Genomic DNA, 13,558 nt, shown 5'->3' on the forward strand with positions numbered 1-13,558 from the left:
TACAATGTATAAAGCTTCAGTACACCCAAGTTTTTCAATTCACGGTAGAGCTATTTCTTTTAATGATTTATCAGAAGTAAGCTATAGCCTTATTAAGGAAGGGGAAGAATTCGAAAAGCATATTGGTGAATTTCTTTTAGATTGGATAGATGATTCACCTACAATTTCGGTACAGACCTCTGGTTCTACGGGTGCTCCAAAAACCATTGTTTTAAAGAAAGTACAAATGGAGAATAGTGCTTTGGCGACAGGTGGCTATTTAAATCTATCACCAAAATCTTCTGCTTTATTATGTTTGCCTGCGACATATATTGCCGGTAAAATTATGTTGGTAAGAGCATTGGTTTTGGGGTTAGATATTCATTTTGTGGAACCTACTTCAAATCCGTTAGAAGATATAAATAGGTCTTTTGATTTTGGAGCAATGGTTCCTTTACAAGTTGCTAATTCTTTGCCAAAGCTTTCACTGCTGCATAAGTTGATTATTGGTGGTGCTCCTATTTCTAACTCATTAAGAAAAGAAATAAAAGGTATTTCAAATGCCTCTTATGAAACCTATGGTATGACGGAGACTATAACGCATATTGCAGTTAAGCCTTTGAATAATGGTGTAGCAGATGATACGCCTTTTTCTATTTTACCAAATATTGAAATATCTAAAGACGACAGAGGTTGTTTGGTAATTAATGCACCAAAGATTGCAGATGAAACTGTGGTTACTAATGATTTCATTGAATTAGTTTCGGAAACAGAGTTTAAATGGCTAGGCAGATTGGATAATGTAATTAATTCTGGGGGAATTAAACTTAGTCCCGAGCAGATAGAGGCTAAACTTTCGAATAGTATAGAGCAGCCTTTTTTTATTGCTTCTTTACCAGATACAAAACTAGGGGAGCAGTTAGTATTGGTAATAGAAGGTAAAGTGATAGAAAAGGACGTATTAAAGAAAATTACTTCAAGTCTTCTTTTATCTAAGTACGAAGTGCCTCGTCAAATTAAAGCTATTCCGGTATTCTTACGAACTGATAGCGGAAAGGTAAAGCGGAAAGAAACCATGACCTTATTGAAGTCATAACGTCCCTCATTCTAAAGTACGCTTCACTCATTGCTGGTTTTTAAAAAGCTTCTTTCTTAATAGGTTTATTGCTCAAACTTTAAACCAATTATTATGAAAAATGCAATTTTCCTATTCTTTCTGCTCAGTAGTATGCTGTTGCCTTCTCAGCAAGTTAAAATTAGTGGTATTGTTTCTGATCACGCAGGTGACCCTATGCCTGGTGTAAATGTTATGGAAAAAGGAACGACTAATGGTACTCAAACAGATTTTGACGGCCATTATGTTCTTACAGTTCAAAAGGAAGCTGAACTGTCATTTTCATATATAGGTTGTAAAAATATGATTGTAAAGATCATAGATTCAGCGGTTGTTAATGTGTCACTTGAAGAAGATTTTCAAATGTTAGAAGAGATTGTAGTTACTGGTTATGGTATTCAAAAACGTCATCAAGTTACAGGCTCCGTTGCAATGGTTAACATGCAATCTCCTAAATCTAATATTAGTAGAATTTTACAGGGCAAGGTGAGTGGTGTCAATATACGTGGTGTGGGTTCGGTAGATGAAAAAGGAGTAGCCGCTTCAGTTAGCAGTCCTCTATATATTGTTGATGGTATTCCTATTGAAAAGCAATACAATTCAATTGTTCAAAGATTTAAAAGTGAAGATATTAATAGTAGAAAAGAACTTAAAGCTTCTGAAGCTAAGAGTTTGTATGGGTCAGATGCCAAGTATGGCTGCATTGTAATTCATACTGTAAAAGGAAATTATGCTATTGAAGAAGATGAGAATTATGCACAAATTACTGAAAATCAGTTTCAGAATGTTGCCGTAAATCCACTATCTACTTTTTCTATAGATGTTGATAAAGCAGCGTATAGCAATATTAGAAGATTCATTAATAATGGGAAGGACGTACCTGTAGATGCAGTTAAGATTGAAGAAATGATTAATTACTTTGATTATGACTATCCGCAACCAACAGACGAACATCCTTTTTCTGTAAACACCGAGGTAGCACAAACCCCTTGGAATGTAGATACAAAATTAGTGCGCATTGGTTTGCAGGGTAAAGAATACTTGAATGAAGAATTACCGGCATCTAATCTTACTTTTCTAATAGATGTTTCTGGTTCTATGTCAGCAGGCAACAAATTACCGTTATTAAAATCCGCTTTTAAACTATTAGTAAATCAGTTAAGAGAAAAAGATAGAGTTTCTATTGTAGTTTATGCAGGGGCAGCCGGTGTTGTATTAGAGCCTACATCTGGTAACAATAAAGAGAAAATCATGAGCGCTTTAAATAATTTAGAAGCTGGCGGTTCTACAGCTGGTGGAGCAGGTATTCAATTAGCTTACAAATTGGCAGAGAAACATTTTAAGAAGACTGGTAATAATAGAGTGATATTGGCAACCGATGGTGATTTTAATGTTGGGTTGTCTAGAGATAAAGACATGGAAGATTTGATTGTTGAAAAACGAGAATCAGGAGTGTTTCTTTCAGTTTTAGGTTTCGGAATGGGTAATTACATGGATTCTAAGTTGGAAACTTTAGCAGACAAAGGGAACGGAAATCATGGTTACATAGATACCATGCAAGAGGCTCAGAAGTTATTTGGGAAGGAATTTGGCGGTACTTTATTTACCATTGCTAAAGACGTAAAATTACAGGTAGAGTTTAATCCTGCAAAAGTAAAATCGTATCGACTAATCGGTTATGAAAATAGATTATTGGCTGACGAAGATTTTATTGATGATACCAAAGATGCAGGTGAGTTAGGTAGTGGTCATAAGGTAACCGCTTTGTATGAGATTATTGAAGCAGGTGTTACCTCAGCATATGATAAAGAAATACCACAATTAAAGTATACCAATACTTCTAGCAATACTGGGTTTTCTGATGAGTTATTTACCTTGAAATTCAGATATAAAAAACCTGATGGTAATAAGAGTATTGAATTGGTACATGTCCAAAATTCAAATACTCAAGAAATGTCTAAAGATTTCCAATTCTCTGCAGCTGTTGCTTTATTCGGTCAACAATTACGAAAGTCAGCATTTAATAATAAAGGTTCATTAAATGATGTCATTGTATTAGCAGAGAAGGGTAGAGGAGAAGATAAAAACGGGTATAGAGCAGAATTTATCAGGTTGGTTAAAAGCATTGACGAGAAATTGGTATCAGACAACTATTGATATTATTCAGATTGTAAAAATCAATTGATTTTAGAGGAATAGTTTATTTCGAATGTGTGTTATTTTGTATTTTCAAGGCTTAAACCAAACAACACTCATGAAAAAACTATTCCTTTTTGTATGCCTAATTTTTATAGGGGAAATTTACGCTCAACAAATTCTAAATGAAAAAGAAAGAGCTCAGGTGATAGATGAAATATTAGACGACCGTTTCAATAATTTGCTACCTGAACTTATGGATGCCTCTGACATAGATATGTGGGTGGTTATCTCACGGGAATACAATGAAGATCCCGTAATTAAAACTATGCTTCCGGCTACGTGGTTAAATGCGCGTAGAAGAACTATTCTTTTATTTTACAGAGATAAAGCGAAGAATACTATTGAGAAGCTGGCTGTGGCCCGTTATAATGTAGGTAATAATATTGTTTCTGCTTGGGATAAGGAGAAAGAGCCAAATCAATGGAAAAGATTAATGCAGTTGATATCCGAAAGAAATCCGAAGAAAATCGGACTCAATTATTCTACAGACCATAATATAGCCGATGGTTTGGTTAAGACTGATTATGAAGAGTTTATGGCAAATCTTCCTAAAGAATATACCTCAAAAGTTACTTCTGCCGAGCAGCTTGCCGTTCGTTGGATCGAAACTAGATCTGAACGCGAAATGGTTATTTATGACCAATTAGTAGATATCACTCACGATATTATAGCAGAGGCATTTTCTGAGAAAGTAATTACTCCGGGCTTAACGACAACTTCAGATGTGGTGTGGTGGATGCGTCAAAAAGTAACCGATTTAGGTTTGGAAACTTGGTTTCACCCAACCGTAGACGTACAACGAAGCGAAAAAGACAAAGGCAGTAGGTTTTATTCGTTTGCAGATAAGCCAGATGATATGGTCATTTTACCTGGAGACTTAGTGCATTGCGATTTCGGAATTACGTACTTACGTCTAAACACCGATTGTCAAGAATTGGCATATGTGTTGAAACCTAAAGAAACTTCTGCACCAGATTTTTTGGTAAACGGACTTAAAGATGGTAATAGATTACAAGACTTTTTGACCAACAACATGGTTAAAGGCAGGTCTGGTAATGATATTCTAGCAAAATCATTAAAGGAGGCTAAAGCAGCAGGATTAAAACCATCTATATACACACATCCACTTGGGTTATATGGTCATTCTGCAGGTACTACAATAGGTATGTGGGATTCTCAAGGTGGTGTTATGCGTGATGATGGTGAAAATTATACATTGAACCCAAATACAGTATATGCTATTGAATTGAATACAACTGTCAATATACCAGAATGGAACAGAGATATTCGTATCATGCTCGAAGAAGCCGGTTTTTACGGTGAAGAAGGTTTTAGATATGTTAATGGGCGACAAACCGAACTGCTATTGATACCAAGAGTAAAAGAGCATCAGGGTAATTAATTTTTAATTTGTAGGGTTGTTCAATATCCATGTAATAAAATTCTTATTTTCAAGATTTATAAATAGTTATATGGAATTGAATTTTAATTTTCTTTTGAAGAGAAGCATAGTAATCTTTGTATGGGTTGGTCTAACTTTTTTAACCAAAAGTGTATTCTCACAAACGGTTTTTAAAGGAGTAGTTACGGATGCTGATACAGGTCTTACCTTACCTTACGTGAATATTGGTATTATAGATAAAGGTCTTGGTACCGTTTCAGATGAATACGGAGCATTTAATTTTTTGTTTGATACCGCTAAATTATCAGACTTAGATACATTAAAAGTTTCTTCTATTGGGTATAAGGAGTTTAAATTGCCATTTTCTATGGTGATTGCTCAAGATATGAAATCAACCCAAATAGAATTGCAGCCCGAAATTGTAAGTCTAAATGAAGTTGTTTTAACCTCCAGTAAAAGAAAGAAAAGAAGTAAAACCGAAAAAATGGTAGGGTACTCATTTGTAGGGCAGTTGAAAAATGGTTCTTGGGAGGGTGATGGTGCATTAGGTGGTGAATTGGTTACAAAAATTAATGTCAATAAGAAAAAAAGACAGCTGAATGCTTTCTATTTTTATGTGCTAAAAAATATTTCAGACAGTTTATTGCTACGCGTGAACATTTATGATGGATCAACTTCGTTGCCTGAACACAAGTTAACTAATAAGAATATTACGTATACCCTTAAAACAAATATTGGAAAGGTAGGTGTAGACTTAGTTCCTTTTAATATTACTGTTGAGAATGATTTTAGTATCGGTATAGAATTATTAAAAGTATACGGCGATAAAATAGACCTTGTAATTGCGGGTGATGATACACCGGGAGTTTCTTATCGTAGATACGTAAGTCAAGGGGAATGGAAACGATACGCTAAAGATGCCCTAACTTATTTTGTAAGCACTACATTGCTAGAGGAAGAAGAGGAAGAGGATGTTGTATTATTAGATGAAAAACTAATAACCAATTACACCAACGAGCAATTACTACAAAGCATGGGTAGAAATATTGGTGTTGTCAATGGGTTTGTATTTAAGGAAGGAGAAAGAGTACAAGGAGTTCAAATTCAAAATTTAACTACTGGCGAAGTAACTACTACCGATGATAGTGGTAGATATAATATTAAAGCTTCTTTGAGCGATGAACTAGAATACAGTTATTCAAACTTAGAAACTCAAGTAAGAACTGTATTGGAAACTACTTTCGCCATAAATGTAGCTTTAGAGGAAAAAGTATTAGAACTTGAAGAGGTAACAGTAACAAGTTTGGCTAGGAAGAAAAGAAGTCAAGAAGAGTTGTATAGAGATTTTAATGAAGATAAGGGAATTATTAAAACATCTTTTGGTCTTTTCAGTAAAGAAACTTCAGGTTATTCTATGAGTATTGTAGATGAATCCGAATTTGGTAGTGGCGCGTCTTCATTAGGGAATTTGTTACGCGGTAAGGTTGCTGGTTTAAGTATGTTGTCCACAGATAATATGGATGGTTCAACACAAATATTTTTAAGACAACAAGGTACTATGAACCCTATTCCTGCAGCTTATGAGGTAGATGGACTTTTAGTTTCAGGTTTTCCTTCTTTTCTTGATGTAGCGCAAATAAAACGTATTGCGGTATTATCAGGGTTGGCATCTGTAGCTAAATATGGTACAATGGGTGCTGGCGGTGTTATCATTATTAATACAAAAGCCGCTAATTTTTCATCTTCGTCTTCTGGTGCACCTGAAAAAGGAAGGATGTTTACTCAAGAAATGGATGAGAAGGTTATTACAGAAGAGGAAGCCCGTCGTAATTGGCCCGATTTTTTACAGGAACTTTATGTTAGCGAAAACTTCGTAAAAGCACAAGAGATTTATAATTCTTATGAACCCAAATTTGGCACAAACCCTAATTTTAATATAGATGCCACAAATTATTTTCTTGAATTTTTTGGAAATAAAAATTTTACCGAAGAATTAATTTCTAAGAATATAAAATGTTTCAGTAATGATATCAATTATCTAAAGGCACTAGCTTTTGTGTTAGATAAAAATAAAAAACATGACCAATCTGTAGAATTATACAAGCAAATATTGCTACTGAAATCTAATTCTGTACAGTCATATAGAGATTTGGCAAATGCATACATCAATAACAACCAAAGGGAAAGAGGAGAAAACCTATATGCTAGGTATTTCAATTTAACTAAAGAAGGCTTTTTCTCTAAACAGCCAGATGCCTTACAGAATGTTATTAATTCTGAAGTAAAAACCTTATTGGATATTTCAGAGGATACATTAGATGGCTCAATATCAACTTTTATTAATAAGGAAGAAACTAAAACAAGAATTGTGTTAGAATGGAACGATGATGCAGCAGAGTTAAATTTTCAGTTTGTGTCGCCTGATGATAATTTAAGTAGTTGGTCAAATACGATGGATGGAGAGTTAAGTGAAAGCCTATTGTCTAAAGGTTATACTAGTAAAGATTTTTTCATTTATGGCAATCCACGTAATTGGCGTATTAATGCTGATTACAAAGGAAATAAAACAGGTTTAGCTACCTATTTAAAAATAACGGTCAGTACGAATTATGGCGCTGAGAATCAAAAAGACATGATTAAAATCTTTAGATTGGATGTTAAGAATGTGAATAGAAAACTTATTCACATTCTTTAATAAACACAATTTTAAACCTGCAAAACCCCCATATTAAAAGGCTTTTCAATAGGTGCATGATCAGCAGCCTCTATACCTATTGATATCCATTTACGGGTGTCTTTAGGATCTATGATGGCATCTGTCCATAATCTAGAAGCTGCGTAATATGGTGATACTTGGTTGTCGTAACGTTTTTTGATTTTATCGAAAAGCTCGGTTTCTTTTTCTTCGGTAATAGTTTCACCTTTCTTTTTTAAAGAAGCTTTTTCAATCTGCAGTAATACTTTAGCGGCAGAGTTACCACTCATTACAGCTAGTTCTGCACTTGGCCATGCCACAATTAATCTTGGGTCATAAGCTTTACCACACATAGCATAATTACCTGCTCCGTAGCTATTACCTATAATAATCGTGAATTTTGGCACGACGGAATTACTTACTGCATTTACCATTTTGGCGCCATCTTTTATGATACCACCATGTTCACTTTTACTACCTACCATAAAACCGGTAACATCTTGTAAAAATACTAACGGAATTTTCTTTTGATTACAGTTAGCTATAAAGCGGGTTGCTTTATCTGCAGAGTCAGAATAGATGACTCCGCCAAATTGCATTTCACCTTTTGCAGTTTTTACTACTTTTCTTTGGTTGGCAACTATACCAACGGCCCAACCATCAATACGTGCATATCCGGTAAGAATGGTTTGCCCGTAGCCAGCTTTATATTCTTCAAAATCAGATTCATCTACCAATCGCTTGATGATTTCCATCATATCGTATTGTTCAGCTCTAGAGCTTGGTAGAATTCCGTAAATATCATCCGGATTTTCTTTTGGCTTTATACTTTTCTTACGGTTGTATCCTGCTTTAGGGAAATCACCGATTTTATCCATAATATTTTTTATGGTATCTAAAGCTGCTGCATCATCTTTTGCTTTATAATCGGTTACTCCGCTAATTTCACAATGTGTGGTTGCACCGCCTAAAGTCTCGTTATCAATACTTTCACCAATAGCAGCTTTTACCAAGTAGCTACCTGCTAAAAATATACTTGCGGTTTTATCTACGATTAGCGCTTCATCGCTCATAATCGGTAAATACGCCCCACCGGCAACACAACTACCCATAACGGCAGATATTTGAGTTATGCCCATACTGCTCATGATGGCATTATTTCTAAATATGCGGCCAAAGTGTTCTTTATCAGGAAAAATTTCATCCTGTAAAGGCAAATACACACCAGCGCTATCTACCAAGTATATTATTGGGAGTCTGTTCTCAATGGCTATTTCTTGTGCTCTTAAATTTTTCTTGGCAGTAATCGGGAACCACGCTCCGGCTTTAACCGTTGCATCATTGGCAACAACTATACACTGCTTTCCTTTGATGTAGCCAATTTTAATGACCACGCCACCAGAAGGACATCCGCCATGTTCTTCGTACATACCGTCACCCACAAAGGCTCCGACTTCTATTTGTTCGGTTTTTGGATCTAAAAGATAATCAATACGCTCTCTAGCGGTCATTTTACCCTGATCATGCTGTTTGGCTATTTTGGCTTTTCCTCCGCCTAAATAAACCTCGTTTAGCTTTCTTCTAAGGTCTGATAATAACAACTTATTCCTATCTTCGTTTTGATTGAATTTTAAATCCATTCTGTATAATTTCTTTTCTTTTGATAAAGATAAGGAGTTAATTTTGGTGTTCATGCAACAAAAACAAAAAGTATGATAAAGTGGGGTATAGTAGGGGCAGGAAACATTGCACATAGTTTTTCTAAAGATTTAGCCTTAGTAAATGGTAGTAAATTAGTTTCCGTTGCTTCTAGAAATTTAGAAAAGGCTCAGGCATTTGCAGATGAATATAGTGCGCCAAATGCTTATGGCAGTTATGAAGAGTTGTTTAAAAGCAATACAGTTGATGTCATTTACTTAGCAACACCACATACTTCGCACGCAACATTAAGTATTGCCGCTATGAAAGCTGGTAATGCTGTACTATGCGAAAAGCCAATGGGCGTAAATAGACAAGAGGTTGAAGAAATGATTACCGTGGCCAAAGAAAATAATGTTTTTCTGATGGAAGCATTATGGTCGCGATTTAACCCAACTATTAAAAAAGTAAAAGAATTAGTGGATAACGGTACTATTGGGGATATTGGTTATTTACACGCAGATTTTGCTTTTTATGCTTTAGATAGAGATGAAAGCGGTAGGTTGTTGAATCCTGATCTTGCTGGTGGTTCACTATTAGATATAGGAATCTATCCTATATTTCTAGCTTACCTAATGTTGGGTATGCCAAAGGATATAAAAGCGACAGCTAATTTTTATAAAACTGGAGTTGAGGTGCAATGCAGCATGATTTTTAATTATAACAATGCTCAGGCTATTCTGTATAGCGGACTCAATTCAAATTCAGAAAAGAAGGCGGAAATTGCCGGAAGTGAAGGTTCTTTATTCATACATTCAAGATGGCATGAAACTACAGGATACACAATAGAAAAAGATGGTGAATCAACTTCTAATGAGGTTGGTAAAAGAGGTAAAGGTTATGTGCACGAGATTGAAGAAGTACAAAATTGTTTAGCTTCAGGTAAGAAGCAGAGTGCTCTTTGGAGCCATCAAAATAGTTTAGATTTAATAGAGATTATGGATTCTGTTCGTAAATTGACGGGAATTGTGTTTCCATTTGAATAATAGCAAGGTTAATAGTGGACAAATATCTTAAATTTTACGATATTTGAAGTTCGCTAAAATTTTAATTGATTCGAAAATGAATAAGAATACTGTGCTCTCTTGGGCTACGTTTATAATGATTTTTGTAGGTCTGGCGCTTATTGCTTTAGGTGCTTTTCGCTATGATGATGTTGCTGGGTGGGGTTTTGCATCTGTAGGTATAGGTTTTTTTGCTATTGCTTGGGTGTTTAACGCTCTAAAAGGTAGAGTATAAATAAATGTTTTATATCCTACGCTGAATTCTAAGGGTAGGCTATTAATTATCACTTAATACTATAATTTTATGTCAGACGATAAGAAGGTAATCTTCTCCATGTCAGGAGTTACGAAAACCTATAAAAATGCTAACACCCCAGTTTTAAAGAATATATACTTAAGTTTTTTCTATGGTGCCAAAATTGGAATCTTAGGTTTAAACGGTTCGGGTAAATCTACTTTGTTGAAAATTATTGCGGGTGTTGATAAAAACTTTCAAGGTGATGTTGTTTTTTCTCCAGGCTATAATGTTGGATACTTAGAGCAAGAACCTGAACTAGATGAAAACAAAACTGTTTTAGAGATTGTAAAGGAAGGTGTGGCGGAGACTGTTGCTATTCTTGATGAGTACAATAAGATAAACGATATGTTCGGACTCCCAGAAGTTTACGAGAATCCTGACAAAATGCAGAAGTTGATGGATCAACAAGCGGTTTTACAAGATAAGATCGATGCAGCAAATGCTTGGGAATTAGATACCAAGTTAGAAATAGCTATGGATGCACTTCGTACCCCAGAACCAGACAAGAAAATTGCTGTATTATCAGGTGGCGAAAGAAGAAGGGTTGCTTTATGTAGATTATTACTTCAAGAACCTGAGATTTTATTATTAGATGAACCTACTAACCACTTAGATGCAGAATCTGTACATTGGTTAGAGCATCATTTAGCACAATATAAAGGAACAGTAATTGCCGTTACGCACGATAGATATTTCTTAGATAATGTTGCTGGTTGGATTTTAGAGTTGGATAGAGGAGAGGGTATACCTTGGAAAGGGAATTACTCATCTTGGTTAGATCAGAAATCGAAGCGTATGGCTCAAGAGAGTAAAACAGCTTCTAAAAGACAGAAAACTTTAGAGCGAGAGCTTGAATGGGTACGTCAAGGTGCAAAAGGAAGACAGACAAAACAGAAAGCTCGTCTTAATAATTACGATAAGTTAATGAGTCAAGATCAAAAGCAGCTTGATGAAAAACTTGAAATTTATATTCCGAACGGACCTCGTTTGGGTACCAATGTAATTGAAGCAAAAGGAGTTAGTAAGGCTTATGATGATAAATTACTTTACGAAGATTTGAACTTTAAATTACCACAAGCTGGTATTGTTGGTATTATTGGTCCGAATGGTGCTGGTAAGACAACTATCTTCAGAATGATCATGGGTGAAGAGACTCCTGATAAAGGAGAATTTGAAATAGGCGAAACTGCTAAAATCGCTTACGTAGATCAGAGTCACTCTAACATCGATCCTGAAAAAACCATTTGGCAGAATTTCAGTGATGAGCAAGAGATGGTAATGATGGGCGGTAAGCAGGTGAATTCTCGTGCATATTTGAGTAGATTTAATTTTACAGGTAGTGAGCAAAATAAAAAGGTGAACATGTTATCTGGTGGTGAGCGTAACCGTTTACATCTAGCAATGACATTAAAGGAAGAAGGAAACGTTCTTCTATTAGATGAGCCTACCAACGATTTAGATGTAAATACATTACGTGCCTTAGAAGAAGGTTTAGAGAACTTTGCAGGTTGTGCGGTGGTAATATCACATGATAGATGGTTCTTAGATCGTATTTGTACACATATCTTAGCCTTCGAAGGTGACTCTCAAGTATATTTCTTTGAAGGTTCTTTCTCTGACTATGAAGAGAGCAAAAAGAAACGTTTAGGCGGAGATTTAATGCCGAAACGAATCAAGTATAAGAAACTGATTAGATAATCAAGTATTTATATAGAAAAAGCCCGCATTTGCGGGCTTTTTAATTTTCAGCTAACAGCTAACATTAGTATTCAGCATTAGGGTACCAATCTAATTGAACAACCTCAATTCCTTGATTGCCTGCATCGACTAATTGCTTAAATTTTGCAACATCGCTAACATCTGGTTTGCCTCTGTAATGATAAGGGTAAACTTGTTTTGGTTTAAAATCTAATACTGCAGAAGCAGCGCTTTCAACTGTCATCGTGTATGGTAAATTCATACATACAAAAGCCTTGTCTATATTTTTTAAAGAACGCATTTCAGGAATGTCTTCGGTATCGCCAGAAAAATAGATTCGTTGCTTGTCGATAGTAAGAACATAGCCGTTACCGCGACCTTTGGTATGGAAATTTAAAGCTTCTTTTCTAAGGTTGTACATAGGTATGGCTTCAATGGTAATTCCGGCTAATTTCTTGCTGGTGCCATTCTCCATAATTTCTAATTGCTTCGAATACTTTTTAGGTAACTCATCGGCAACTGCTTGTGGTACTATTAAAGTTGCATTAGAAGTGTCTAAAGCATCAAGAGTTTCGGTACTTAAGTGATCACCATGTATATCGGTAATCAATATTAAAGTTGGGTTTTTTTGACCTTCAAAAGCAGCAGCTCCGCCAGTAGGGTCAACGTATATAACAGCATCTTCCCATTCAATTACTGCTGTCGCGTGTTCTATTGGTATTATTTTAATCGCATCAACTTTGCGTTCACTCGTTTCAACTGGTGTAGACATGTTTTCTTCGATTTCAGCAGTAGAATCTATTTCGCCCTCAGATTTTTTTACTTCTTTGCAAGAAAAAGAGATTGTGCCTATCATTAGTAAAACAAGTAATTCTTTTAGTTTCATTATGTTACGTTTAAAGAGTTAGTTCCATTTTAATATCTGACCTAAGATACTCTAAATTATCCTCTAATGGAACATTTATAAATCCGAATTTCTTATATATATGCAGTGCCGTGTCTAATTTTGTACTGGAATAAAGCTCTAAGGTGTGCCAATTTTTATTTTTAGAAAAATCTATGGCATAGGCTAGTAATTTTTGACCGATCTGTAAACCGTGGTAATTCTTATCCACAGCCATTTTCCCTAATTCAAATCTTCGATAATCTTTTTTAATTAATGCAAAGCATCCTACGGGTTCATTATTCCATAATCCGATAAAAATAAATCCGCCTTTATCAATAATAGAAGTCTGGCTATTTTCTAACAACTCCTTATCTTTCTCTTCCACAGTAAAAAATTCTGTTATCCAAGCTATATTCAACTCTTTAAAGTTTTGAGTATATTTAGACTCATAAGGTACAATAGTAAGCATAATTTTAAATTGGTAAATTTATGAAACCTAAGTTATGCCTTAATTATATGGTATTTATCATGATCAAGAATTTATTTTAACATTAAAAAATCTAAAAATTAAATTAACTCGTATAT

Annotated in this window: 10 protein-coding genes; 7 read left to right on the forward strand and 3 right to left on the reverse strand. The window is 35.0% G+C overall.

Going from position 1 to position 13,558, the window contains the following annotated elements:
• The first annotated feature begins 4 nt into the window (after positions 1-4).
• The 4 genes from ACEN2N_RS15985 (at position 5) to ACEN2N_RS16000 (ending at position 7,389) form a co-directional block, all read left to right on the forward strand.
• On the forward strand, positions 5-1,075 hold the full coding sequence (locus ACEN2N_RS15985) for an AMP-binding protein (RefSeq protein WP_441825255.1): 1,071 nt from the start codon (positions 5-7) through the stop codon (positions 1,073-1,075).
• 93 nt (positions 1,076-1,168) lie between these two features.
• Entirely contained in the window at positions 1,169-3,250 is a 2,082-nt protein-coding gene (locus tag ACEN2N_RS15990) for a YfbK domain-containing protein (RefSeq protein ID WP_441825256.1), read from the forward strand.
• A gap of 97 nt (positions 3,251-3,347) precedes the next feature.
• The gene (locus ACEN2N_RS15995; RefSeq protein ID WP_441825257.1) at positions 3,348-4,694 is read left to right on the forward strand and encodes a M24 family metallopeptidase; all 1,347 of its coding nucleotides are present in this window, start codon (positions 3,348-3,350) and stop codon (positions 4,692-4,694) included.
• Positions 4,695-4,764: 70 nt separating this feature from the next.
• On the forward strand, positions 4,765-7,389 hold the full coding sequence (locus ACEN2N_RS16000; protein ID WP_441825258.1) for a carboxypeptidase-like regulatory domain-containing protein: 2,625 nt from the start codon (positions 4,765-4,767) through the stop codon (positions 7,387-7,389).
• A gap of 11 nt (positions 7,390-7,400) precedes the next feature.
• Here the strand turns inward: ACEN2N_RS16000 and ACEN2N_RS16005 are convergent, their stop codons facing one another.
• Positions 7,401-9,029, reverse strand: coding sequence for an acyl-CoA carboxylase subunit beta (locus ACEN2N_RS16005; RefSeq protein WP_441825300.1), 1,629 nt, complete (start codon positions 9,027-9,029; stop codon positions 7,401-7,403).
• A 72-nt stretch (positions 9,030-9,101) separates the two neighbouring features.
• On the opposite strand from ACEN2N_RS16005, the gene ACEN2N_RS16010 reads away from it, so the two are divergent.
• The 3 genes from ACEN2N_RS16010 (at position 9,102) to ettA (ending at position 12,087) form a co-directional block, all read left to right on the forward strand.
• The gene (locus ACEN2N_RS16010; RefSeq protein WP_441825259.1) at positions 9,102-10,073 is read left to right on the forward strand and encodes a Gfo/Idh/MocA family protein; all 972 of its coding nucleotides are present in this window, start codon (positions 9,102-9,104) and stop codon (positions 10,071-10,073) included.
• A 76-nt stretch (positions 10,074-10,149) separates the two neighbouring features.
• On the forward strand, positions 10,150-10,326 hold the full coding sequence (locus ACEN2N_RS16015; RefSeq protein WP_091904100.1) for a CAL67264 family membrane protein: 177 nt from the start codon (positions 10,150-10,152) through the stop codon (positions 10,324-10,326).
• A 69-nt stretch (positions 10,327-10,395) separates the two neighbouring features.
• Positions 10,396-12,087 carry an energy-dependent translational throttle protein EttA gene (gene ettA / locus ACEN2N_RS16020; RefSeq protein WP_441825260.1) on the forward strand — a complete coding sequence of 564 codons (1,692 nt, stop codon included), beginning with the start codon at positions 10,396-10,398 and terminating at the stop codon, positions 12,085-12,087.
• A gap of 64 nt (positions 12,088-12,151) precedes the next feature.
• On the opposite strand, the gene ACEN2N_RS16025 is transcribed toward ettA, so the two are convergent.
• A complete protein-coding gene (locus ACEN2N_RS16025) occupies positions 12,152-12,973 on the reverse strand; it encodes an MBL fold metallo-hydrolase (RefSeq protein ID WP_441825261.1) in 822 nt (273 codons plus the stop codon).
• Between the two features lie 10 nt (positions 12,974-12,983).
• Positions 12,984-13,442 (reverse strand): GNAT family N-acetyltransferase, encoded by a 459-nt coding sequence (locus tag ACEN2N_RS16030; protein ID WP_441825262.1) that lies wholly within the window; start codon positions 13,440-13,442, stop codon positions 12,984-12,986.
• Positions 13,443-13,558: the final 116 nt, after the last annotated feature.

The organism is Maribacter spongiicola, assembly GCF_052119685.1.
GTDB classification, from domain to species: Bacteria; Bacteroidota; Bacteroidia; order Flavobacteriales; family Flavobacteriaceae; genus Maribacter; species Maribacter spongiicola_A.